The following is a 24449-nucleotide window of genomic DNA, read 5'->3' as shown; positions in this document are numbered from 1 at the left end:
TCCACCGTCAACGCGCTGTGGCGGATAGGTCTTTGGGCCAATGCGAGACGATCCGTGCCATGTCCGGGCGGGGCCGTTCCTCCAGCGCGCGTGCAGGCGTGCCGAGGAAGACGAAGCCGACGATCCGTTCGTGGGGACCGCCCAACGCGTCGCGCACCGCGGTCGACACCGACGGCCAGCCGGTCAGCCAGCCGCCCGCGAAGCCCATCGCATGCGCCGCGTGGAGCAGGTTCATGGTCGCCGCCCCCGCCGACAATTGCTGTTCCCACAGGGGGATATGGCTGGTCGCGCTGGGCGAGGACAGGACGACGACCAGCGCGGGCGCTTGGCGCGCGAACTGGTCGAGCGAGTCGATCTCCGTCCGCGCCGCCTGCGGCCGTTCGGCGCGATAGGCCTCGACGATCAGGCGCGACAGCGCGTCGCGATCGTCGATCACGACGAACCGCCAGGGCGACAGCTTGCCGTGATCGGGCGTGCGCGCGGCGATCGCCAGCATATGCTCCAGCTGCGCGCGATCGGGGCCGGGCGCGACCAGATCGCGCGGCTTGCCCGACCGCCGCGTGGCGAGAAGCGACAGCGGGGTGGAGGTGTCGTTGAAGATCGGATCGGCCATGCCCGGCGCCATAGACGGCCCACGCGATATTTACAGCAACGGCTTTGTCGCTAGGGTCGCCCGCTTGGTCAGGGGCCCGTAGAGCTCCAGCGTATCAGGGAGCGTAATGCATGGTGGACACCCCGACGGCGGACAATCGCGCCGAGCCGGATATCAGTCACGTCAATCCGGCCGCCGAGAAGACCTGGTTCGGCCATCCCCGCCAGCTCGCGCGCCTGTTCACCACGGAGATGTGGGAACGCTTCGGCTATTACGGCATGCGCGCGCTGCTCACGCTGTACCTGACGCAGCATTTCCTGTTCGGCGACCGTGCCGCCACGGGCCTCTACGGCGGCTATACCGCGCTGGTGTATCTGACGCCGCTGGTCGGCGGTTACCTCGCCGACCAGTATCTGGGGTCGAAGCGCGCGGTGAAGTTCGGCGCGATCCTGATGGCGCTCGGCTATCTCACCCTCTGCTTCGGCGGCGACGCGGCCAAGCCCTATGCGACGATCGACGGCCAGCGCTATGCGGTGTCGGTCGAGCGCGCGGGCGGCGTCGAGACACGCTACGTCGTCGACGGCGCGAACAAGCTCGCGATCAAGGGCAATGACGACGGCAGCGTCGCGCTGCTCGGCGCGGACGGCCAGCCGCAACGCACGATTGCCAAGGGCGGCTTCGCCTCCGACGGCGCGCGCAGCCCCTTCTATACGACGCTGATGCTGATCGCGCTGTGCATGGTTTCGGTCGGCAACGGGTTCTTCAAGCCCAACATCTCGACCATGGTCGGCGAATTGTACGCGCAGGGCGATCGCCGCCGCGACAGCGGCTTCACCATCTTCTACATGGGCATCAACCTCGGGTCGCTGCTGTCGCAATTCCTGTGCCCGTTGCTCGCGGTGGGCATTCCGGGGGTCTGGGACGGGCTCGGCTGGTGGGCGGGCTTCGGGTTGGCGGCGATCGGCATGATGCTGTCGTGGATGCTCGTGCAATTCGACGGCGGCCGCCTCGACGGATACGGCGAGCAGCCCGCGGGACAGCCCGCCAACCGCACCATCGGCATCTATGCCGCGGCCCTCATCGGCATCCCTTTGTTCTACCTGTTGTTCGTCAACCTGATGAACAGCGCGGAATCGACCGCGGGGGCGGGATCGATCTTCGCCTATGTGCTGGCGCTGCCGCTGATGGGCAAATTGCTGTTCGGCACGTTCATCGTCGCGGTGCCCGGCATCCTGATCTGGAGCTTCGTGTCGGGCAGCCGCACCGAATTCCAGATGATGCTGGCGGCGATGGTGCTCATCACCTTCAACGTCGTCTTCTGGACGCTGTTCGAACAGGCGGGGTCGAGCCTGACCCTGTTCGCCGATCGCAACACCGATCTCCACGTCTTCGGCTATCCGATCTCGGCGGGGCAGACGCAGACGTTCAACGCCTTGTTCATCGTGCTGTTCGCGCCGGTGATGGCGGCGATGTGGACGAAGCTGGCGGCGGCGGGCCGCGAACCCTCGATCCCGGTCAAGTTCGGCCTCGCGCTGATGGGCGTCGGCGCGGGCTTCCTATTCCTCGTCTGGGGCAGCAGCTTCGTCGGGCCCGACTTCAAGGTCGGGATCTGGTGGCTTGCGGGCCTGTACCTGATCCATTCGCTCGCGGAGCTGTGCATCTCGCCGGTCGGGCTGTCGATGATTACCAAGCTGTCGATCGCGCGCATCGTCGGGCTGATGATGGGCGTGTGGTTCCTGTCGATCTCGGTCGCGCAATATTTCGCCGGCATGATCGCGCAGGTCGCCAGCGTCGAGACGGTCGGCGGACAGGTCACCAACCTGAAGGTCAGCCTGGACACCTATAACGGCGTGTTCACGCTGATCGCCGAATGGGCGATCGGCCTCGGCATCGTGCTGTTGCTGCTGTCGTGGCCGCTCAGGAAATGGATGCACGGGGTGAAGTGACAGTCCTCCCCGGCACGGGGAGGTGGCAGCCGTAGGCTGACGGAGGGGGGCTTCCACGCCGCGCAACGCCGGAGGAAGCCCCCCTCCACCGGTTGCGCCGGTCCCCCTCCCCGCGAGCGGGGAGGATTTCAGGCCCTCCGCCCCACCACGCTCGCCACCGCCACGTCCATCGTCACGTTGCCCACCGTCCGGAACAGGTCGGGCACCGTCTCCACCGCGACCAGCAGGCCCAGCGCCTCGATCGGCACGCCCATCGCGAAGGCGACGGGGGCGACGCTGGCGAAGAAGCTGATCGTGCCGGGCAGCGACACCGATCCCATCGTCGTGATCGCCGCGGTCGCGACGCCCGCGGCGAGCTGACCCGGCCCGATCGGCACGCCCAGCCAGTGCGCGACGTAGAGCGCCACGGCGAGGTTCATCGCCGGGCTGGTCGCGCGAAAGATCGCGACCGCCACCGGCAGCACGATCCCCGCCGTCGCCGGCGCCACGCCGATCTCCGCCGATCCCTTCAGCATCGCGGGCAGCGAGGCGAGCGAGGATTGCGTGCTGATCGCCACGGCCTGTGCCGGCGCGACCGCGCGGGCGAAGGCGCGCAGCGGCACGCCGCCGGCGAAGCGCGCGACCGGATAGCCCGCCAGCAGCACGATGAAGCCGACCGACGACACCAGCACGATATAATGGACCAGCGCGCCGAACGCCGCCGCCCCGGTGCGCGCACCGACGCCATAGGCGAGCGCGAAGATGCCGATCGGCGCCAGCTTGAGCACCCAGCCGATGATGACCAGCATCGCGTCGGTGATCGCCTGGAACAGATCGGTCAGCCGTCGCCGCGGCGCTTCGTCCAGCCGGGTGATCGCGAAGGCGAAGGCGAGCGTGAATACCGTCAGCGGCAGGAATGCGTCGCCCGCCGCGGCGGCGACGACGTTGGTGGGGACGATGGTCGCGAAGAAATCGGCGAGCGTCGGCACCTTGCCCATCGCCGGCGCACCGGTCAGCGCGCCGCGCAGCGCCGCCGCCCACGCCTCCGGCAGCGGCCACAGGTCGAGCAGCAGCGGCATCACCGCCGCCGACATCAGCGTCGTGCACCACAGCACCACCACGAACAGCGCGACCCCGCGACCGGCGATGCGCCCCGCCTTCGCCGCCTCGGCGGTCGCGGCGATGCCGGTCACGAGCAGGCCGACGATCAGCGGCACGATGACCATCTGGAGGCCGTGCAGCCACGCCTCGCCAACCGGCTGGGTGACGCCGGTGATGCGCAGCGCCCAGTCGCGGTCGACCGCGACCGCGGCGATGCCCAGCGCGATGCCGACGACGAGCGCGATCAGGATACGGGTGGCTTGCGACATCGGCTTCCTTGGCGCAACGGGATCGGGACGCAGGCATAGCGGAACGGATCGGGCGCGATGGCAAGGAAATATTTCGGTACCGACGGCATCAGGGGCGCGACCAACGCCGGTGCGATGACCGCGGCGATGGCGATGAAGGTCGGCATGGCGGCGGGCGCCTATTTCCAGCGCGGCGACCACAAGCACCGCGTGCTGATCGGCAAGGATACCCGGCTGTCGGGCTATATGCTCGAATCGGCGCTGGTCGCCGGCTTCACCAGCGTCGGCATGGACGTCATCATGGTGGGGCCGCTGCCGACGCCCGCGGTGGCGATGCTGACCCAGTCGATGCGCGCCGATATCGGCGTGATGATCTCGGCCAGCCACAATCCCTTCTCCGACAACGGCATCAAGCTGTTCGGCCCGGACGGCTACAAGCTGTCAGACGATGCCGAGGCGACGATCGAGCAACTGATCGACAGCGCGGGCGAGGGGCAGGTGCCGCTCGCGCCCTCCGCGCAGATCGGCCGCGCGCGCCGGATCGAGGACGCGCAGGGGCGCTACATCCACTTCGCCAAGGCGACGTTCCCTGAAAACCTGCGGCTCGACGGGCTGCGCGTCGTCGTCGATTGCGCGAACGGCGCGGCCTACAAGGTCGCACCGGCGGCGCTGTGGGAACTGGGCGCCGACGTCGTGTCGATCGGCATCACCCCCAACGGCACCAACATCAACGACGGCGTCGGTTCGACCGCGCCGCAGACGCTGTCGGAAACCGTCGTCGCGGCGGGCGCGGACATCGGCATCGCGCTGGACGGCGACGCCGACCGGCTCATCATCGTCGACGAGACGGGCCGCGTCGTCGACGGCGACCAGCTGATGGCAACGATCGCGACCAGCTGGGCGCGCGCCGGCCGGCTCGCCGGCGGCGGGCTGGTGGCGACGGTAATGTCCAACCTGGGGCTCGAACGGCATCTGTCGGCGCAGGGGCTTGGGCTGGTCCGGACCGCGGTCGGCGACCGTTACGTGCTCGAAAAGATGCGCTCGTCCGGCTACAACGTCGGCGGCGAGCAGTCGGGGCACATCATCCTGTCGGACTATGGCACCACCGGCGACGGCCTCGTCGCCGCGTTGCAGGTGCTCGCCGAACTGAAGCGCGCGGGCGCGCCGGCGAGCGAGGTGCTGCACCGCTTCGAGCCGCTGCCGCAATTGCTCAAGAACGTCCGCTTCGCCGGTGGCAAGCCGCTGGAGGCGGACTCGGTTAAGGCGGTGATCGCCGCGGCTGAGGCCGATCTCGCCGGCAGCGGGCGGCTGGTGATCCGCCCGTCGGGCACCGAACCGGTGATCCGGGTGATGGCGGAGGGCGACGATGCCCGCCAGGTCGAATCGCTGGTCGACCGGATCTGCGACGCCGTCCGGCAGGCGGCCGCCTGATGCTGGAGATGCGGCCCGACTGCGAGCGCTGCGGCGCCGACTTGCCGGCGGACGCGCCGGGGGCGTTCGTATGCTCGCTGGAATGCACCTTCTGCGCGGAATGCGCGGACGCGCTGGACGAGCGTTGCCCCAATTGCGGCGGCGAGCTGATGGACCGGCCGACGCGCACCGGCCGCGTGCTGAAGGCGCATCCGGCGGGGACCGAACGGCGCTTCCGGGGGAATGCAGAGGGCTGATCCACGTACAGGTGCGGAGACGAAGCGGAGGGCGTTCACGCGAAGGCGCGAAGACGCGAAGGATAGGGTGGCCGTTCCGCCCATCGTCATCCCGTCGTGCGCAGGGGCGACGTAAGAATAGCTCTGGACGCTCCTTCTTCCTTTTGGCGCCTCCGTGCGAACGAACCGTCTGTCCCGCGCGCCGACGAACTGCCATGACCGGCGCCATGACGCGCCCCATTCCGACGACGGCCAGACTGCCCGCATGATCCCCCGGATCCTCATCATCGCCGGATCCGATTCCGGCGGCGGCGCCGGCATCCAGGCGGACGTCAAGACCGTCACGATGCTCGGCGGTCACCCGATGACCGCGATCACCGCGATCACCGCGCAGAATACGCGCGGCGTCGAAGCGGTGCTGCCTGTCCCGCCGGAGATGGTCGTGCGACAGATGGCCTGCGTGGCCGAGGATATCGGCATCGACGCGGTAAAGATCGGCATGATCGGCAGCGCGGAGACGGTTTCCGTGGTGGCCGACGAACTCGCCCACGGGCTCTACGGCGATGCGATCGTGTTCGACCCCGTCATGGTCGCGACCAGCGGTGCGCGGCTTGCCGACTCGAGGACCGTGGCGGCGATGGCACGGCTGGCGCGGATGAGTCGGGTCGTCACGCCCAATCTTCCCGAACTTGCGGTGCTGTGCGGTCGCGAGCGGCTGGACGCGGATTCCGTGATCCCCGCCGCCGTTGCGCTCGCCCGAGAATTTGGCACGACGTTGCTGGTGAAGGGCGGTCATGCCGCCGATGAGTTCGTCGTCGACCGTCTGATCGACCGGGACGGGGTGCGCACGATATGGACGCATCCCCGCATCGACACGCGCCATACCCACGGTACCGGCTGCACGCTGGCCAGCGGCATCGCGGCGGGGCTGGCGACAGGGATGCCGCTGGGCGACGCGGTCGGGCGGGCCATCGCCTTTGTCCAGGCGGCGCTTGCGCATGCGCCGGGGCTGGGCGCAGGACATGGGCCGATGGGGCACGCATTGGGCGGCGTCCCGTTCGCAACGTGGAAGGCGGCATGCCCGGACTGAAACACGAAAAGACCTGCCTGCCCCCCGTCGCCGGGGTCGACGAGGCGGGGCGGGGGCCGCTCGCCGGGCCGGTGGTGGCGGCCGCGGTGGTGCTGCCGGCGAAGGGGACGCCGCGCGGCATCGACGATTCGAAAAAGCTGTCCGCGGCGGAGCGCGCGCGGCTGTGCGGCCTGATCCAGGCGCGCGGCGTCTGGGGCCTCGGCATCGTCGAGCCGGCGGAGATCGACACGCTCAACATCTATTGGGCGACGATGAAGGCGATGACGCTGGCGGTCGACGCGCTCGTCGCCAGGCTCGGCTGCGATCCGGGTCACGTTCTGGTCGACGGCAACCGCCTGCCGCGCTGGTCCTATGCCGCGACCGCGATCGTCGGTGGTGACGCCCACAGCCTGTCGATCGCCGCCGCCTCGGTCGTCGCCAAGCATATGCGCGACGCGATCATGCTCGATCATGCCGCCGCGCATCCGCATTATTTCTGGCATTCGAACAAGGGCTATGGCTGCCCCCGCCACCTCGCCGCGCTGCGCGACCACGGGCCGACGCCGCTCCACCGCCGCAGCTTCGCGCCGGTCGCCGCGGCCTGGGCCCGAATCACGGCGACGCCCGATCTGCCGCCGGTCGGCGCGGCGCCGCACCCCGGCGCCTAACCAATTTCGGCGATGAGTCTTTTGAGTCACACCCCCCATGGCTTGGGGCGGGGCCGAATCGCGCTCCCCATATCTTGGGCGCCGACCGTCGTCCCACCGCACGACCGCCGGGCGCAGGCCACCCGGATTAACCAATGCACGCTTGACGCGAGTCCCGTGTTTCGCGCGAATAGGCGTCCAAGGGGGACATGATGCCGGTTATCGACAAGGTCAGGCAGCCGCGCGTCGCGGCGCGCGCAGCGGAGGACACCCGCGTCCTGCCGCTCGACACGATCGTGCGCGGTGATTGCATCGCGGCGATGCGCGCGATGCCCGACAGGTCGGTCGACATGGTCTTCGCCGACCCGCCCTACAATTTGCAGCTGGGCGGCGAGCTGTTCCGCCCCGACGGCAGTCACGTCGACGCGGTCACCGACGACTGGGACAAGTTCGACACCTTCGCCGCCTATGACGCCTTCACCCGCGCCTGGCTGGCGGAGGCGCACCGGATCCTGAAGGACGACGGCACGATCTGGGTGATCGGCAGCTATCACAATATCTTCCGCGTCGGCGCCGCGGTGCAGGACCTGGGCTATTGGATTCTCAACGACATCGTCTGGCGCAAGGCCAACCCGATGCCGAATTTCCGCGGCACCCGCTTCACCAACGCGCACGAGACGCTGATCTGGGCGTCGAAGGGCGAGGGCGCGAAATACACGTTCAACTATCGCAGCATGAAAACGCTCAACGACGAGTTGCAGATGCGATCGGACTGGGAATTCCCGATCTGCGGCGGCGGGGAGCGGCTGAAGAAGGGCGGGGTGAAGGTCCATCCGACCCAGAAGCCCGAGGCGCTGCTCTATCGCATCCTGCTCGCCTGCACCAAGCCGGGCGACGTGGTGGTCGATCCGTTCTTCGGCACCGGCACCACCGGCGCGGTCGCCAAGCGGCTGGGGCGGCGCTGGATCGGCATCGAGCGTGAGGGCGATTACATCGACGCGGCGGAGGAGCGCATCGCTGCGGCGCTGCCCCTCGACGAATCGGCGCTGGCGACGATGCAGAGCCCGCGCCAGCAACCCAAGGTGGCGTTCGGCGTGCTGGTGGAGAACGGCTATCTCGCTCCCGGCGCGGTGCTGACCGATGCCAAGCGCCGATTCCGCGTGACGATCCGCGCCGACGGCAGCCTGCTCAGCGATTGCGGCGCGACCGGTTCGATCCACAAGCTGGGCGCCAGCCTGCAAGGCGCGCCGGCGTGCAACGGCTGGACCTTCTGGCACCACGAGGGGGAGGGCAGGCTGCAACCGATCGATACGCTGCGCCAGACCTACCTGCTGGCGACGCAGCCTTAGGGCACGTCCTCCCCGGCGTGCCGGGGAGGAACCGAAACCGCCGCTTGCCTTGCCGCCGCCAAGCTAGGACACAGCGGCGATGACGCTCCACCTTCGCCCCGTCCAGTTCGTCGACACGCCCGTCACCCATCCCGACGACATGGTCGCGCGGATCGCGGGCGGCATGCAGTGGTTCGCCGCCTATGAGGCGATCGAGGACGGCGTGCGCCGCACGGTTCCGGTGGCGGACGTCGCCGGGCTCGGCGCGCGCGCGCTGGCACTCCACGCCGCGATCACCGCGCCGCGGGCGCCGCTGCGGCTCGGGGAGCGCATCCTGCGGCTCGACCAGCCGCTCGTCGCCGGCATCCTCAACGTCACGCCCGACAGCTTCTCGGACGGCGGCCGGCACGGCGACGATCCCGCCGCCGCCGCTGCGGCGGGCGTCGACATGGCCGCGGCGGGCGCGGCGCTGGTCGACCTCGGCGGCGAATCGACCCGTCCCGGCGCCGCGAGCGTCTGGGAGGGGGACGAGATCGCGCGTGTCGTGCCGGTGGTCGAACGGCTCGCGCGCAGCGGCACGCCGGTGTCGATCGACACGCGCAAGGCGGCGGTGATGGCGGCGGCGCTCGCCGCCGGCGCGCATCTGGTCAACGACGTGTCGGCGCTGCTGTGGGACGAGCGCGCGCTCGACGTCGTCGCGCGCGCCGGCTGTCCGGTCGTGCTGATGCACTCGCCCGATCCCAAGGCGGGCGGACATGGTCGCATCGCCTATCGCGACGTGCTGACCGAGGTGTTCGACTGGCTGGAGGCGCGGATCGCCGCGGTCGTCGCGGCCGGCATCGAGCGCAGCCGCATCCTGGTCGATCCCGGCATCGGCTTCGGCAAGTCGCTGGCCGACAATCTCGCGCTCATCAACGGCATCGCGCTGTTCCATGGCCTCGGCTGCCCGATCATGCTCGGCGCCAGCCGCAAGCGCATGATCGGCGCGCTCGACAACGAAGCCCCGGTGGACGCGCGGCTCGGCGGGAGCCTCGCGCTGGCGCTGAAAGGCGCCGAGGCGGGGGTACAGGTGCTGCGCGTCCACGACGTCGCGGCGACCGTCCAGGCGCTCAAGGTCTGGCGCGGGCTGCGCGACCGGGCGCTGGTGGGTGGCTGAATTGTGATTTTGCGTTGCAGCATATCGATTTTTGATGCGTTCGGACCGTTTCGACCCCATCGGATAGCGTCATGATCGTTGCACCCACGCCCCGCCTGACCCGCATCGTCGCAGAAGTCTGGAAACCGCTCGTCCTGCTGTTCGTCTGGGACGTCATCGTCACGGTCACCTATTATGCGCTGCCGTTCAAGGCGCCGTCGCTGCCGCTGACGCTGTTCGGCACCGTGCTCGCGCTGCTGATCGGCTTTCGCGACAATTCCGCCTACCAGCGCTGGTGGGAAGGGCGCGTGCTGTGGGGCGCGATGATAAACGCCTCGCGCAGCCTCAGCCGCGAGGCGCGCAATTTCCTGCCGATCGACGAGGCGCACGACCTGCGCCGCACGATCGTCCTGCGCCAGATCGCCTATGTCAACGCGCTGCGTTGCCAGTTGCGCCGCCAGCCGGTCGACGAACAGGTGCTGAAGTTCCTGTCGCGCGGCGAGGCGGAACCGGCGCTGGCGCGCAGCAACATCGCCAACGGGCTGCTCGACGGCACCGGCCGGCGCGTCGACGATGCGCGCCGGCTGGGCTGGATCGACACGATCCAGCAGACGCGGATGGAAGCGACGATGGTCGATATCGCCAATGCGCAGGGCGGCATGGAGCGGATCAAGAACACGCCGCTGCCCAATCAGTACCGCTTCTTCCCGACGCTGTTCACGCACATCTTCTGCATCCTGCTGCCGATCGGGCTGGTCGAGACGCTGGGCTATGCGACCCCGCTCGGCTCGACGCTCGCCGGCCTCATGTTCCTGGCGGTGTTGCAGATCGGCGACGACCTGGTCGATCCGTTCGCCAATACCGTCCACGACGTGCCGCTGACCGCGATGTGCCGGACGATCGAGATCGACCTGCTCCAGTCGATCGGCGACGTCGCGCCAGACCCGGTCAAGCCGGTGAAGGGCGTGCTGTGGTGACGCCTCAGGCGGCGTTGTCGATGCCGAGCTCGCCGAGCTTGCGATACAGCGTCGAGCGCCCGATCCCCAGCCGCCGTGCAACCTCGGTCATCCGGCCGCGATAATGGCCGATGGCGAGGCGGATGACGTCCGCCTCGATATCCTCGAGCGGGCGCATGTGGCCGTCGGACCGGAACAGCGTCACCCCGCCGCCCGACGCCGTCGCCGTCTTGGCGCCGACCACCTCGGGCCGCCGGTCGCCGAGCGCCGCGATCTGCGGGAAGTCGGCGCGGGTCAGCGCCGCGCCCTCGCACAGCACCGCGGCGCGGAAGAGCGCGTTCTGCAACTGGCGGACGTTGCCGGGCCAGTCGTATTGCACCAGCAGCGCCAGCGCGTCGTCGGTGATGCCCAGCGGGCGGAGCCCCGGCTGCTGCGCGATCCGCGCCAGCAGGTGGCGCGCCAGCGGCGGCACGTCGCCCAGCCGTTCGCGCAGCGGCGGGATCGTCACCTGCACCACGTTGAGGCGATAATAGAGGTCCTCGCGGAACCGCCCCGCCTCGACCTCCTCGAGCAGTTTCTTGTTGGTTGCGGCGATGACGCGCACGTCGACCTCGCGCGGGTGCCGCGCGCCGATCGGCTGGATCTCGCCAGATTGCAGGACGCGCAGCAGCTTCACCTGCGTCTCGAGCGGCATCTCGCCGATCTCGTCGAGCAGGATGGTGCCGCCGTCGGCTTCGGCGAAGCGGCCGATCTTGCGCTCGAACGCGCCGGTGAAGGCGCCCTTTTCGTGCCCGAACAGCTCGGATTCGACCAGATTGGCGGGGATCGCGCCGCAATTGACGGTCACCATCTGCTTCTTCGAGCGCGGGCTGGCGGCGTGGATCGCGTCGGCGACCACCTCCTTGCCGACGCCGCTCTCGCCCTCGACCAGCACGGGGACGCGCGCGCGCGCCGCCTTGGCCGCGATCGCCAGCGCGGCGCGGAAATCGGGGGACGACCCGACGATCTCGTCGAACGCGAGCAGCGCGGGAATCTTCTCGGTCAGCGGTCGCAGCTCGCCCGCGGCGGTGCCGGCGACCGACGCCTCCAGCGCGGCGAGCAGCCGTTCGGGGGCGAGCGGCTTGACCAGGAAGTCGGTGGCGCCGGCGCGCATCGCGGCGACCGCATGCGCGACCGATCCGTTCGCGGTGAGCAGCAGGATCGGCAGCGCCGGGCGCCGCTCGCGCAGCTCGGCGATCAGCGGCGCGGCATTGGCGTCGGGCGCCCAATGGTCGAGCAGGATCGCGTCGAGCTGCATGCCGTCCTGCGTCCCCAGTTGCGCCAGCGCCATCTCGCCGTCCGACGCAAAGATCGATCGCCAGCCGGCGCGCGCCGCGAGGGCCGACACCAGTCGGCGCTGCGCGGGCTCGTCGTCGATCAGCAAAAGCAAGCGCTGTCCGTTGCGCGTCATGGTCAATCCCGTCCCGTTTCGGGTCGGGAGATACACGGCGGCGGTAAAGGCGGACTTAAACGCGGTCCGGCTTTGCTTGCCTTGACGACGGCGACGCTTTGCGGGCAGGTACCCATGGCAAGGGCGCGAGCGCCATGGGCAGACAGGGGTAGGACGATGGCCGGCAACGGTGACATGAAAGCGCACGAAACGACCTATGGCAGCGTGACGAAGATGCTGTTTTGGGGCGCCATCGCCTGCGCGGTGATCGCCGCGCTGGTGATCTGGCTGATCGCCTGAAACCCGCCGCCATGAAGATCGCCGTCCTCAGGGAACATGCAGACGGCGAGCGGCGCGTCGCCGCGACGCCGGAAACCGCGAAGAAGTTCGCCGCGCTCGGGGCCTCGGTCGCGGTCGAGGCGGGAGCGGGTGCCGCCGCCGATTATGCCGACCAGGCGTATCGCGATGCCGGCGCCACTCTCGGCAGCCGGGACGAGACGCTGGCCGGCGCGGGCATCGTGCTGGGCGTCCAGGGTCCCGATCCCGCCGGCCTCGCCGGCGTCGCGCCGGGCGCATGGATCGTCGCGGGGCTCAACCCGTTCGGCGACCGCGCCCGGGTCGAGGGCTATGCCGCCGCGGGCTACGAGGCGCTGGCGATGGAATTCATGCCGCGCATCACCCGCGCGCAGTCGATGGACATACTGTCGTCGCAGTCCAATCTGGCGGGCTACAAGGCGGTGCTCGATGCCGCGTCGGAATATGGCCGCGCCTTTCCGATGATGATGACCGCGGCGGGGACGATCAGCGCGGCCAAGGTGTTCGTGATGGGCGTCGGCGTCGCCGGGTTGCAGGCGATCGCCACCGCGCGCCGGCTCGGGGCTCAGGTGTCCGCGACCGACGTGCGCTCGGCCACCCGCGAACAGATCCAGTCGCTCGGCGCCAAGCCGATCTTCGTCGAAAGCGTGAAGGGCATCGAGGGCGAAGGCGCCGGCGGCTATGCCGGCGAGATGAGCGACGACTACAAGGCGGCGCAGGCCGAGCTGGTGTCGGCGCATATCGCCAGGCAGGATATCGTCATCACCACCGCGCTGATCCCCGGCCGGCCGGCGCCGCGGCTCGTCACCGATGCGCAGGTCGCGTCGATGAAGCCCGGCAGCGTCATCGTCGACCTCGCGGTCGAGCAGGGTGGCAATGTCGAGGGCGCGGTCGCGGGCGAGGTGGTGACCCGCCACGGCGTCCGGATCGTCGGCCACCGCAACGTCGCCGGCCGCCTGCCCGCCGACGCCTCGGCGCTGTTCAGCCGCAATCTCTACAACTTCCTGTCGACCTTCTGGGACAAGGACGCGGGCCGCCCGGTGCTCGACGACGAGATCGGCGACGCGGTGCGGCTGACCAGAGACGGCCGGATCGTCAACGCGCGGCTTCTTTCGTAACGGTGGATGCCGAAGCGCTTCTCGAACGGATGCGGCAGGGGCCGCGCGACTGGCGCATCGACGATATCGAGCGCCTGTGCGGTGCGTTCGGCATCGCTTGCACGCCTCCCCGCAAAGGGTCACATTACAAGGTGAAACATCGGTCGGTGCCGCAAATCCTGACCATTCCCGCGCACCGGCCCATCAAACCCGTCTATATCCGCGAACTGGTGAAGTTCGTCGACGCGGTTCGGGAGCAACAGGCATGAATCCTCAGGACTACGAAGTCGATATCGTGCCGCTGGGCGTCAGCGACGGCGGGGGCTTCGCCGCGATCGTGCCGGAATTGCCCGGCTGCCGCTCCGACGGCGAAACGCCGCAGCAAGCGCTCGACAACGCCTATGATGCGGTGCTCTGCTGGCTCGAAGCGGCCGAGGAAATGGGGCGCGCGGTACCGCAGCCGCGACGGCTGGCGGCATAAGGGGTAAGCCATGGACTTCGTTGCGATCCTGTCGATCTTCGTGATGGCGTGTTTCGTCGGCTATTACGTCGTGTGGTCGGTCACGCCGGCGCTGCACACGCCGCTGATGGCGGTCACCAACGCGATTTCGTCGGTCATCATCGTCGGCGCGCTGATCGCCGGCGCGGCCGCGGGCAGCACGTCGTCGAAATGGCTGGGGCTGCTCGGCGTGGTGCTCGCCAGCATCAACATCTTCGGCGGCTTCGCGGTCACCAGCCGGATGCTGGCGATGTACAAGAAGAAGGACCGGCCGGCGCCGGTCGCAAAGTGACGATCCTCCCCTGCAAGGGGAGGGGGACCATGCGAAGCATGGTGGAGGGGGCGTGCCGCATGGGGCGCCGTCGGCGTGTGCAGTGCGGGGGGCGAGGCCCCTCCACCACGCGCCTGCGGCACGCGGTCCCCCTCCCCGTGCCGGGGAGGAAATGATGGAACACGCAACCGCAGGCAGCTCGATCGCTGCGCTCGCCTATCTGGTCGCCGGGGTGTGCTTCATCCTCGCGCTGCGCGGCCTGTCCTCGCCGACATCGAGCCAGCGCGGCAACCGCTTCGGCATGATCGGCATGACGATCGCCGTCGTCACGACGCTGGTGACGCATGTGCCGGTGTTGCTCAACGAAACCTATGTGCGCTCGCCGCTCGGTGAAGCGAGGTTCATCAGCGGTCAGATCGACTGGCTGACCGTCCTCGAAATCCTCGCCGCGATCGGTGTCGGCGCGGTCATTGGCCTCACCACCGCGCGGCGCATCGCGATGACCGACATGCCGCAGCTGGTCGCCGCCTTCCACAGCCTCGTCGGGCTCGCCGCGGTGCTGGTCGCCTGCGCCGCCTTCCTCAATCCGCTCGCCTTCGGCATCGCCGACATGGTGATCCCGATGATCGGCGAACCCTTCGCCGCGATCCGGCAGGTCAGCCGGATCGAGATGGGGCTGGGCGTCGCGATCGGCGCGATCACCTTTTCGGGCAGCGTCATCGCCTTCCTGAAGCTCAACGGCAACATGGGCGGTAAGCCGATCATGCTGCCGGGCCGCCATGTCATCAACCTCGGCGTCCTCGCCGCGATCCTGTTGCTCATCGCCTATTTCACGCAGGACCAGAGCGCCTGGATCTTCTGGACGATCACGATCCTCAGCTTCGCGATCGGCTTCCTGCTCATCATCCCGATCGGCGGCGCGGACATGCCGGTCGTCGTCAGCATGCTCAACAGCTATTCGGGCTGGGCGGCGGCGGCGATGGGATTCACGCTGCACAACAGCGCGATGATTATCACCGGCGCGCTGGTCGGATCGTCGGGTGCGATCCTCAGCTACATCATGTGCCGGGCGATGAACCGCAGCTTCATCAGCGTGATCGCCGGCGGCTTCGGCGCGACGGCGGACGCCGGCGGCGGCGGCGACCGGATCGATCGCCCCTGGAAGCGCGGGTCGGCAGAGGACGCCGCCTTCCTGATGAGCCAGGCGGAACAGGTCGTCATCGTCCCCGGCTACGGCATGGCGGTGGCGCAGGCGCAGCACGTGCTGCGCGAGATGGGCGACAAGCTGAAAGAGCACGGCGTCCGCGTCAAATATGCGATCCATCCCGTCGCGGGGCGCATGCCCGGCCATATGAACGTCCTGCTCGCCGAGGCCAACGTGCCCTATGACGAGGTGTTCGAGCTGGAGGACATCAACTCCGAATTCGCGCAGACCGATGTCGCGTTCGTCATCGGCGCGAACGACGTCACCAATCCCGCCGCCAAGACCGACAAGACCTCGCCGATCTACGGCATGCCCGTGCTCGATGTCGAAAAGGCGAAGACGGTGCTGTTCATCAAGCGGTCGATGGGCGGCGTCGGTTACGCCGGCGTCGACAACGACGTCTTCTATATGGACAACACGATGATGCTGCTCGCCGACGCCAAGAAGATGGTCGAGGAGATCGTCAAGGCCCTCGATTGATCGTGGTGCATCCATTTCGGAGGTGATAACCCTCTGAACCATGGTGCGTAGACTTGCTATCCCGCGGAAATGGAGGTGACTGCGCGCGATCCGGGCGCGCGGGCGCCTATCCTGCGCGGATGGCAACGGCAAGGCAGGGTGGCGGACGGGGTGCCGCGTCGTCGGCGACACGGGGAGCGGCCGGCGACGGGCGGGCCTATACCGTGTCGGGCATCCCGGTGCTGCTGATCGCCGAGGCGGGCTCCGCCGGCGATGCGGCGGAGGCGGCGATCCTGCTCGCGGGGACGCGATTGCTGCGTCGGATCGGCTGGTCCGCGGTGGCGGAGACGCTGCCGATGCTGGCGACATGGCCGGTGCTGGTGATCGAGGCCGGCGGGGTGGCGACCGCGACGCTGGAGGCAGGCCTGCCGCGGATCGCCGCCTATCTCGCCCGCGCCGCCGTGCCCGCGGTCGTCAGTTTCGACGAACAGCAGATCGACCTCGTCGCGCTGCACCTGCTCGACGTGCAAGCGGTGATGCTGTGCGCCCCCGACGCCGCACAGCGGGTCGCGGCGCTGGCGGCGGCGTCCGCCACGCAGGTACCGCAGCTGCACGACAGCTGGCGCGAGGAGGGCGATCGCGAGCGGCTGGAGCGGCTGGACCAGCAGGTGGCGCACATCGCCGACCTGCTCGCCGACCTCACCCGCCGGGAATCCCCGGTGCCGCGCACGATCGCCGACCGCCGCCGCAGCTACGACGGCGAACCCCCGGCGACCGGCGGACAGGCGATCGCCGCGCACGAGGTCCGCCGGCTCATCCAGCTGCGCAACCTGCGCGGCAAGTTCTTCGGCCAGTTCATCGGCGAGGGGCTGTTCGAGGATCCCGCTTGGGACATGCTGCTCGACCTGTTCGCCGCCGAGCTGGAGGGCACGCGGGTGAGCGTGTCGAGCCTGTGCATCGCCGCCGGCGTCGCGCCGACCACCGCGCTGCGCTGGATCGCGAAGATGACCGAGATGGAATTGTTCGTCCGCCAGCCCGACCCGCTCGACCGCCGCCGTGCGTTCATGGCGCTGTCTCCCCGCGCCAGCGAGGCGATGCGGGGCTATATGCTGGCGATGCGCAAGGTGGAGGCGGGGTGACGCTTCCCCCTTGCGCGCGCCGCCGTGCTTTGGCAGGGCGTCGCCACCCGCAAGGGGGCGCTTAGCTCAGTTGGTAGAGCATCTCGTTTACACCGAGAGGGTCGGCGGTTCGAGCCCGTCAGCGCCCACCATAGCGGTCAGGCCTCCACCGCACCGAAGTCGGACCGGTGACGGCGCGGGCCGCCGCTGCCACGCCGCGCCAGCGCCTGCCGGACGCGGTCGAGCAGTTCGGTGCGGCGATACGGCTTGCTGACCACGTCGGTGGCGCGCTTGCGTGGGCCGTTGACCACCAGCTCCTCGTTATAGCCCGTGGTCAGCAGCACCGACACGGTGGGATCGCGTTCGATCACCGCATCCGCCAGCATCAGCCCGTTCATGCCGCCCGGCATGACGAGGTCGGTGAACAACAGGTCGACGTGATCGGTCGCATGGATCGATTCGAACGTCCGCAACCCTTCCTCGCCGCTGATCGCCGTCGTCACGCGATAGCCCGCGCTGGTCAGGATCTCGCTGGCGATCGCGAGCACCTCCTCATTGTCCTCGACGATCAGGACATGATCGACGTACCCGCTCGGCGGCGTCGGTGCCACGGCGGTCGCCGTCCCTTCCGGATCCTCGTTGGACGCCCCGGTCTGGCCGAGGCGGGCGACCGGGAAGATCATCCGCACCACGGTGCCGCGATCCGCCTCGCTCTCGATCTCCATCCGCCCGCCCGACTGGCGGACGAAGCCGCTCGCCATCGCGAGGCCCAGTCCGGTGCCCTGGCCGACGCCCTTGGTCGTGAAGAACGGCTCGACCGCGCGTTCCAGCACCTCGGCCGGCATGCCGACGCCCTCGTCGCGCACCTCCAGCGTCACATACTGGCCGGGCGCGAGGTCGCGCGCATTGTCGTCGTCGAGGCGCAGCGGCATCGTCGCGATCGTCACCACGCCGCCGTCGGGCATCGCGTCGCGGGCGTTGTTGACGATGTTGAGCAGCGCCATCTCGAGCTGGTCGGGATCGATCACGACATGCGGCAGGCCGCGGCGCAGGCTGAGGTGCAGGTCGACGCGCTTGTTGATCGAGCTTTCCAGCACGTCGCCGAATTCGGTGATGAGATGTCCCAGATCGACCGGCCGCGGTTCCAGCCGCGTCTTGCGCGCGAACGCGAGCAGCTGGCGGGTGAGCTTGGCACCGCGTTCTGCGGCGGACTGCGCCGCGATGACATAGCGCTTGGCGCGCTCGCTGTCGGTTACCGCGGCGAGCAGGTCGAGATTGCCGTTCACGACCTGGAGCAGGTTGTTGAAATCGTGCGCGAGGCCGGCGGTCAGCTGGCCGATCGATTCCATCTTCTGCGCCTGGCGATAGCTCTGTTCGGTATTGCGCCGGCGCGTGACGTCCAGCTGGCTGGCGAAGAAGTACAGCAGCTTGCCCGACGTGTCATAGACCGGTCCGATGAACACCGCGTTCCAGAACGGCGATCCGTCGCGGCGATAGTTGAGCAGTTCGATGGCGATCGACTGGCGCGCGGCGACCGCGTCGCGCAATTCGCCGACCGCGTTGCGATCGGTCTGCGCCCCTTGCAGGAAGCGGCAGTTGCGGCCGAGCACCTCGCTCTCCTCATACCCGGTCAGGTCGAGGAACGCCTTGTTGGCGAAGGCGATCGGATTGTCGTCGAGGTTCGGATCGGTGAGGATCATCGGCATCCGCGTCATCTCGATCGCGGCGAAGAACACCCCGCTGCGATCGTCGAGGCCGGGCCGCGTGATCGTGCTTTCGCGCCAGTGATGCAGGCCCGGCCGGCCGATCGGGTCGTCGTGACCGCTGTCGATCGTCCCCTGCGCCGGTACGCCGGACGCCTCGCCGGGGTTGGCGTGGGTCCGCCGAGCGTCGTCGTCGTTTTCAACCATATCGGTTCTGCATGGCGGACGACGCGCCGTCAGGCAAGACGGACCGGGCCGCCCTCGCCGAAGGAAAGCGCAGCCGGTTCGACCTCGAGCGAGATCGTCGCGTCCCGCTCGGTGACGACGAAGCCGACGTCCTCCAGCGCGAGCTTGAGGTGGATGCGGGTCAGGTGGTCGGCCTCTTCGAGCGCGAAGGCGCCTGCGGGTGGTTGGATCATCGCGGCTCAACTCGGCGGGGGAAATGGTGTTCCTGCGTTAACCATCGAAATGCGATGGGCGAGGGGCGTGCCGCTATGCCGCGACCGCGGCGTCGCCGGCTTCCAGCTCGCGCAGGTCGCGGCCCCGGGTTTCCCGGCCGAAGGCGGCGACGAGCAGCAGCGACAGCGCGGTGGGGAGCATCACCAGCGCCGAGGACACGCCCATCGACAGCACGATGCCGCTGATCGTCAGCCCCTGCGCGATCAGTCCGCCGGCCTTGGTGCACGCCGCGACCCAGCCGGTCGCGCGGCCGCGCACGCGCAGGGGAAAGCTTTCGGCGGTATAGGGCAGCACGATCGCGATCAGCCCGTTGGTCCCGACGATCAGCAGCGCGACGGGCAGTACCGGGCTGCCGCCGCCCGCCAGTTCCAGCCGGAGCACCAGCGCCAGCCCCGCCAGCGTCACCGCGATCATCGTCGCCAGCGACCATTTGGTGCTCCACCGGCTGTACAGCAGGGCGGCGACGAACACGGTCGGAAAGGCGATCAGCGCGCTTTCGGCCAGCAACCGGCTGGAGACGCCGACCGAATAGCCCTTGGCGACCAGATCGGCGGGGAGCCACAGCAGCAGGCCGAAATTGACCAGACCCCAGCAGGCCGCGCACAGGCTCAGCGCGGCAAGCTTGCCGTACAGCCGCAACCCGGCGAGCGGTTGGCCCGGCGCGGACGCCGGCGGGGGCGACGAACTGCGTCGCTGCGCGGTGGCGCCGAAGCGGCGCATGACCGCCTCCGCCTCCGCGGTGCGCCCGCGCGCGAGCAGGAACTTCGCCGATTCGGGGATCAGCGCGCCGAGCGCGACCAGCGTCAGCCCGGTCGGCAGGTTGGCGAGCCACAGGATGCGCCAGCCGAACACCGGCTGGAGCAGCGCGGACAGGCCGCTCGCCGCGAAATAGCCACCGACCGCGCCGAGCCCGCCGACCAGAACGAGGCTCCAGCCGCGGTGCCGGCTCGGCATCATCTCGGCGAGCAACGCGTAGGTGACGGGCAGCATGCCCCCCGCCGCGGCACCCATCATGAAGCACATCGCGATATTCCACGCGAGGCTGGGCATCGCCCCGCAGATCGACGTGCCGACGAACATCACGGCGGACAGCAGGATCGACGCCTTGCGCCCGTAGACGTCGGCGATCCATCCCCACACCACCGATCCGGTGACGGTGCCGGCGAGCGCGAAGAACGGCACCAGCGACACCGTGCGCTTGGGCACGCCGTATTCGCCGATCATCCCGGGTACGGTGAAGCCCAGCGAGGCGGGCTTCATCACGTCGATGACGAGCGCCACGACCAGCACCGCCATCAGCCCCCAGTGCGCGGGTCCGAGCGGTGCGTCCTCGGGCGCCGAGACGACGATGTCCGCCGCCGCCGCGCGCTGCGCCGCGACGTTGCGCGGCAACAGGCCATAGGCGGCGACGAGCGTGCCGGCCACGATCAGCCCCATGCCGGCGATCATCGTACCGTCCATCGGCATGCCGGCGAGGCGATAGTGCATCGCGCGCGCCATCGCGAACATCGGCAGGTGCGCGCACACGCCCGCGGTCACCGCGAGGCAGCCGAGCACGAACGCCCAGACGGCCTGGCGATCCGACAGCGTCGTGCTGAATCCGTTCATTGCGTTCCCACCCCGATGACGGCTGCGACTAGCAGGTCCCCGCCCGCCGCAGAAGCGGCGTTCGCGATCCGGCGCCCGGTGCGTCAGGTGACCGACGCGTCCGCGGCGACGCCCGCGAGATAGGGATGGGCCAGCACGCGCGCCGCGTTGCGGCCGCCGATGGCGAGGTCGTTGACGAGGCGCGCGCCCGCCACCGTCCGGTACAGCGCGACGGTCGCGGCGATGCGGTGGAACGCGGCGCCCGCGGCGGCGGCACGCGTGTAGAAATCCCAGTCGTTGCAATTGTGGAAGCTGGGATCGAAGCCGCCGACCCCCATGACGGTGTCACGCCGGACGATCGACCAGGACGGACCGATCACGCCCCCGGTGGCGAGCGCCGCGCGGATGTCGCCGCCGTCCCAGCCGCATTCGGGCTCGCCGACGGGGCCGCCGTGCTCGACCCGCGCGAACCGGCCGACGACGATGTCGGCACGCTGCGTCGCGGCGGCGCCGAGCATTGCGCGCGCGGCGCCGGGCAGCCAGACGTCGTCGCTGTCGAGGAAGGCGATCCACGGTGCCTGACCGAACGCGGCGCCGACGTTGCGCGCGTTCGATGCGCCGCCGTTGCGCGGCAGGATCGCCGCGTCGACCCGGCCCGGATGCGCCGCCGCGAGGGCGCGGATCACCGCCGCGCCGTCGTCGCGCGAACCGTCGTCGACCACGACGACACGGACGGGGGGGTGGTCCTGCGCCAGCACGCTCGCCACCGCATCGGCGACGACATGTGCGCGATCGTGACAGGGGATGACGACGTCATAGGCATCAAGCGGCAGCCCGGCGGGCAGCGGGTCGAAGGTCTGGTACATGGCCACCGCTATGTGCGGAGGCGCGGCGCGGATCAAGCGCCGCGCCCGCCGCCGTCAGCGCCGGCCGAAATTCACCTTGGCGCCGGCGTAGAGATAGCGGCCGAGCGGCGAGATCGGCACGTTCGTCTCGAACCCGATGTCCGGCTTCTGGTCGGTCAGGTTGTTGACCCCGCCATAGAAGGCGAAGGCGTCGGTCGCGGCGATCTGCAGCTGCAGGTCGTGCTGCCACAGCGCCTTGTAGCGGAAATAGCGCGGATCGACGAGGCTGGGATTGTCGTCGGTCGCAAAGCGGCTGAAGCGGCGCACGCCGTTCTGCCAGCGCAGGTTGTAGCTGACGGTAATCGCATCGAGGCTCCACGTCGGCGAAAAGTTGGCGTTGAACCGGGGACGGAACAGCGCGTCGACGTTGTTCTCGACCGCGGCGCCCGGCGTCGCGACCTGTTCCAGCCGGTGCAGGTAGCCGCCGACGAGCCGCAGGTCGAACTTTCCGTAGCGACCGGTGTCGAACCGGTAGCTCGCGTTCATCTCCAGCCCTGCGGTGCGGAACGCGGCGACGTTCTGCGGCTGGACGACGAAGCCGTCGATGAAGCCGGTGCCGCGCTGGCGGCTGATCGCCCGGCAATAGACGTTGTCGAGGCTGGGCTGATCGACGCACAGTTGCGCGATGACGTTGGCGTCGGGCTGGTTGATCGCGTCCTTCAGCCGGATGTCGTACCAGTCGAACGCGATGTCGAGGCCCGGAACGAAGCGCGGGCGCAGCACGACGCCCGCGGTCCAGGTGCGGGCGACCTCGGCGCGCAGGTCCGGGTTGCCCTGGACGGTGCCGGGGATGAATATCGTCGCATTGGGATTGTTCGCCGCGGTGAAAGCCGCGACGTTGCCGCCCAGCCCGGCGATCAGCGACTGGCAATTGGCGACGCGATATTGCGTCCCGTTGCCGCGATTGCCGACGTAGCAGGGGTCGGAGAAGAAGTTGCTGGTGCCGGTGGCGGGGCGGAAGATCTCGCCGATGTTGGGTGCGCGGACCGAACGGCCGTAGCTGCCGCGGACACTGATGTCGCGGATCGGCGCCCACACGCCGTTGAACTGGTAGGCGCGGGTGCTGCCGATCGTCGAATAGTCCGAATAGCGACCCGCCGCGCCGACCGAGAGCACCTGCGCGAAGGGCACGTCCTTCAGGATCGGCGCGTTGACCTCGCCGAACGCCTCCCACACGTCGAACCTGCCCGACGAGGGCGTCGGGATGATATATTCGTCATATTGGTAGAAGCGGTTGTTGACGAGGTCGTCGGCGGGGCGGAAGCGGCTGCTTTCCTTGCGATATTCGCCGCCGGCCGCGAACTGGACCGGCCCGCCGGGCAGGCGGAAGACCTGGCCGAAGTCGCCGGTCAGCGACGCGTTGACGACCTGTTGCTCGATCCGCGCGTCGTTGACGGGGTTGCTGAGATAATAAGCGAAGGAGGCGGGATCGACCGTCGTCCCGCCGAACAGATTGACCGGCACGCAGCCGGCCGCGCGCGAGCGGCAGACGGGCTGGCCCGTGGCGGGATCGCGCACGACGTCGAGCGCCGCGGTGAAGCGGTCGGCGAGCCGGTCGTTGAGCTTGGTCGCACGCACGTCGGTGCGGCCATAGGTGTAGGACACGTCGTAGCTGGCGTGGTCGCTGATCCGGCCGGTCGCGTCGACGACGCCGCGCCAGGTGCGGCGGCGATCCTCCTCGCCGCGACGCGGGATGTCGAAGTTGTTGCGGTTGACGTCGATCGCGGTCAGCCCGTTGGCGCGTGCCGCGGCGAGGATCGTCGCCGGGATGAACGGATTGTCGAGCGCGATCGTGGCGGGATAATTGCCGCCGTAGCCGCCGAAGGTGGTGACGGTGTTCTGGACGAACTTGCCCTCCGCGCTGAGCTTGAAGGCATCCGACGCATCGAAATGGCCGAGCAAGTTGACCGCGTGGCGGCGCGTGCGGGGGAAGATGTCGCCGATATAGCCTGCGACCGGGGTGTCGTCGCCGCCGATCGAATAGCCATCGTTCACCAGGTTGCGACCGGGCGTGTAGATCGCGCCGTCGCCGCGGAAGATCTGGTTGCCGATCGTGATATAGCCCTGGTTCGAGCCATAGGGATAGCGCAGGTCGGTGACCGGCACCTGCTGGTAGCTGCCCGGCCGGGTCGGATCGTAGCTGTCGGCATTGACGAAGAACTGCCGCCTGGCGAGCGCCAGATAGTCGCGGTCGTCGTTCGCAAGCGGATCGTCGGCATTGTATTCGTAGGCGAGCGTCAGGTTGCCGCGGCCGGCGGCGAAATTGCGTCCCGCCACGATCGAGGCGAAGCGGTTGCCGGCGTCGCCGCGGTCCGAGATGCCGAACTGGCTGCGCGCCGAGATACCGTCGAAGTCGCGCTTCATGATGAAATTGACGACGCCCGACACGCCGTCGGCGCCATAGACCGCGGACGCGCCGCCGGTCAGCACGTCGATGCGCTCGATCAGGTCGGTGGGGATCGCGTTGATGTCGACCGCGGCGCTGTCCGCCTGGCCGGCGACGTGGCGGCGGCCGTTGACCAGCACCAGCGTGCGGTTGGGGCCGAGGCCGCGCAGGTCGAGCAGGTTGAGCCCGACCTGACCCACCGCGCCGTCCGCCTGCGACCGTCCGGCGGTGCGCGTGCTGTCGAGCGAATTGGTCAGCGCCGGCACGCGTTGCAGGAAGGTGGTGACGTTGGTGTTGCCCGATCGCTCCAGCGTCGCCGCGTCGAGCGAGACGATCGGATTGGGCGCTTCGTAATCGGGGCGGCGGATGC

Annotated in this window: 23 protein-coding genes and 1 tRNA gene; 16 read left to right on the top strand and 8 right to left on the bottom strand. The window is 69.2% G+C overall.

The window, feature by feature from the left end:
- Positions 1-7: 7 nt before the first annotated feature.
- Positions 8-601 (bottom strand): nitroreductase, encoded by a 594-nt coding sequence (locus tag LPN01_RS13355; protein ID WP_262828960.1) that lies wholly within the window; start codon positions 599-601, stop codon positions 8-10.
- Positions 602-723: 122 nt separating this feature from the next.
- Here LPN01_RS13355 and LPN01_RS13350 point away from each other — a divergent pair, with 122 nt between their 5' ends.
- Positions 724-2538 carry a peptide MFS transporter gene (locus LPN01_RS13350; protein ID WP_262828905.1) on the top strand — a complete coding sequence of 605 codons (1815 nt, stop codon included), beginning with the start codon at positions 724-726 and terminating at the stop codon, positions 2536-2538.
- Positions 2539-2666: 128 nt separating this feature from the next.
- Here LPN01_RS13350 and LPN01_RS13345 read toward each other — a convergent pair whose 3' ends face one another.
- Complete coding sequence (locus tag LPN01_RS13345) at positions 2667-3887, bottom strand: dicarboxylate/amino acid:cation symporter (RefSeq protein WP_262828904.1); 1221 nt, start codon at positions 3885-3887, stop codon at positions 2667-2669.
- 57 nt (positions 3888-3944) lie between these two features.
- Between LPN01_RS13345 and glmM the strand changes: the two genes are divergently transcribed.
- The 7 genes from glmM (at position 3945) to LPN01_RS13310 (ending at position 10668) form a co-directional block, all read left to right on the top strand.
- Positions 3945-5297: a phosphoglucosamine mutase gene (gene glmM / locus LPN01_RS13340; RefSeq protein WP_262828903.1), complete on the top strand. Its 1353-nt coding sequence runs from the start codon at positions 3945-3947 to the stop codon at positions 5295-5297.
- Positions 5297-5533: a DUF1272 domain-containing protein gene (locus tag LPN01_RS13335; RefSeq protein WP_262828902.1), complete on the top strand. Its 237-nt coding sequence runs from the start codon at positions 5297-5299 to the stop codon at positions 5531-5533. Before glmM ends, LPN01_RS13335 begins: the two co-directional genes overlap by 1 nt.
- Positions 5534-5777: 244 nt before the next feature.
- Entirely contained in the window at positions 5778-6602 is an 825-nt protein-coding gene (gene thiD / locus LPN01_RS13330; RefSeq protein ID WP_262828901.1) for a bifunctional hydroxymethylpyrimidine kinase/phosphomethylpyrimidine kinase, read from the top strand.
- Positions 6590-7249 carry a ribonuclease HII gene (locus LPN01_RS13325; RefSeq protein WP_262828900.1) on the top strand — a complete coding sequence of 220 codons (660 nt, stop codon included), beginning with the start codon at positions 6590-6592 and terminating at the stop codon, positions 7247-7249. Before thiD ends, LPN01_RS13325 begins: the two co-directional genes overlap by 13 nt.
- A gap of 191 nt (positions 7250-7440) precedes the next feature.
- The gene (locus LPN01_RS13320; protein ID WP_316748237.1) at positions 7441-8577 is read left to right on the top strand and encodes a site-specific DNA-methyltransferase; all 1137 of its coding nucleotides are present in this window, start codon (positions 7441-7443) and stop codon (positions 8575-8577) included.
- A 79-nt stretch (positions 8578-8656) separates the two neighbouring features.
- Complete coding sequence (gene folP, locus LPN01_RS13315) at positions 8657-9712, top strand: dihydropteroate synthase (RefSeq protein WP_262828899.1); 1056 nt, start codon at positions 8657-8659, stop codon at positions 9710-9712.
- Between the two features lie 71 nt (positions 9713-9783).
- Positions 9784-10668 carry a bestrophin family protein gene (locus tag LPN01_RS13310; RefSeq protein ID WP_262828898.1) on the top strand — a complete coding sequence of 295 codons (885 nt, stop codon included), beginning with the start codon at positions 9784-9786 and terminating at the stop codon, positions 10666-10668.
- Positions 10669-10672: 4 nt separating this feature from the next.
- Here the strand turns inward: LPN01_RS13310 and LPN01_RS13305 are convergent, their stop codons facing one another.
- A complete protein-coding gene (locus LPN01_RS13305) occupies positions 10673-12097 on the bottom strand; it encodes a sigma-54-dependent transcriptional regulator (protein WP_262828897.1) in 1425 nt (474 codons plus the stop codon).
- 156 nt (positions 12098-12253) lie between these two features.
- Between LPN01_RS13305 and LPN01_RS13300 the strand changes: the two genes are divergently transcribed.
- The 8 genes from LPN01_RS13300 to LPN01_RS13265 all read left to right on the top strand — a co-directional run bounded on the left by LPN01_RS13300 (position 12254) and on the right by LPN01_RS13265 (position 17191).
- The gene (locus LPN01_RS13300; protein ID WP_262828896.1) at positions 12254-12376 is read left to right on the top strand and encodes an aa3-type cytochrome c oxidase subunit IV; all 123 of its coding nucleotides are present in this window, start codon (positions 12254-12256) and stop codon (positions 12374-12376) included.
- Between the two features lie 11 nt (positions 12377-12387).
- Positions 12388-13509 carry an NAD(P) transhydrogenase subunit alpha gene (locus tag LPN01_RS13295; RefSeq protein WP_262828895.1) on the top strand — a complete coding sequence of 374 codons (1122 nt, stop codon included), beginning with the start codon at positions 12388-12390 and terminating at the stop codon, positions 13507-13509.
- Between the two features lie 2 nt (positions 13510-13511).
- A complete protein-coding gene (locus LPN01_RS13290) occupies positions 13512-13757 on the top strand; it encodes a type II toxin-antitoxin system HicA family toxin (protein WP_262828894.1) in 246 nt (81 codons plus the stop codon).
- A complete protein-coding gene (locus LPN01_RS13285; RefSeq protein ID WP_262828893.1) occupies positions 13754-13969 on the top strand; it encodes a type II toxin-antitoxin system HicB family antitoxin in 216 nt (71 codons plus the stop codon). Before LPN01_RS13290 ends, LPN01_RS13285 begins: the two co-directional genes overlap by 4 nt.
- Before the next feature lie 10 nt (positions 13970-13979).
- A complete protein-coding gene (locus tag LPN01_RS13280; protein WP_262828892.1) occupies positions 13980-14279 on the top strand; it encodes an NAD(P) transhydrogenase subunit alpha in 300 nt (99 codons plus the stop codon).
- 154 nt (positions 14280-14433) lie between these two features.
- Positions 14434-15942, top strand: coding sequence for an NAD(P)(+) transhydrogenase (Re/Si-specific) subunit beta (locus LPN01_RS13275; protein ID WP_262828958.1), 1509 nt, complete (start codon positions 14434-14436; stop codon positions 15940-15942).
- A gap of 119 nt (positions 15943-16061) precedes the next feature.
- Complete coding sequence (locus tag LPN01_RS13270; protein WP_262828891.1) at positions 16062-17060, top strand: MarR family winged helix-turn-helix transcriptional regulator; 999 nt, start codon at positions 16062-16064, stop codon at positions 17058-17060.
- Positions 17061-17115: 55 nt separating this feature from the next.
- Positions 17116-17191: transfer RNA gene (locus LPN01_RS13265), tRNA-Val, on the top strand.
- Between the two features lie 6 nt (positions 17192-17197).
- Here the strand turns inward: LPN01_RS13265 and LPN01_RS13260 are convergent.
- The 5 genes from LPN01_RS13260 to LPN01_RS13240 form a co-directional block, all read right to left on the bottom strand.
- The gene (locus LPN01_RS13260) at positions 17198-18949 is read right to left on the bottom strand and encodes a histidine kinase famiy protein (RefSeq protein WP_262828890.1); all 1752 of its coding nucleotides are present in this window, start codon (positions 18947-18949) and stop codon (positions 17198-17200) included.
- Between the two features lie 29 nt (positions 18950-18978).
- The gene (locus LPN01_RS13255; RefSeq protein WP_262828889.1) at positions 18979-19161 is read right to left on the bottom strand and encodes a hypothetical protein; all 183 of its coding nucleotides are present in this window, start codon (positions 19159-19161) and stop codon (positions 18979-18981) included.
- Between the two features lie 73 nt (positions 19162-19234).
- A complete protein-coding gene (locus LPN01_RS13250) occupies positions 19235-20809 on the bottom strand; it encodes an MFS transporter (RefSeq protein WP_262828888.1) in 1575 nt (524 codons plus the stop codon).
- Between the two features lie 83 nt (positions 20810-20892).
- Positions 20893-21654, bottom strand: a complete 762-nt coding sequence (locus LPN01_RS13245; protein WP_262828887.1) for a glycosyltransferase family 2 protein — start codon at positions 21652-21654, stop codon at positions 20893-20895.
- A 54-nt stretch (positions 21655-21708) separates the two neighbouring features.
- Positions 21709-24449 (bottom strand): TonB-dependent receptor plug domain-containing protein (locus LPN01_RS13240; RefSeq protein WP_316748176.1); only part of this gene is annotated, 2741 nt, incomplete at its 5' end.

It is taken from the genome of Sphingomonas sp. A2-49, assembly GCF_025548555.1.
Classification (GTDB): Bacteria; Pseudomonadota; Alphaproteobacteria; order Sphingomonadales; family Sphingomonadaceae; genus Sphingomonas.
This window is presented reverse-complemented; position numbering and strand designations above follow the sequence as displayed.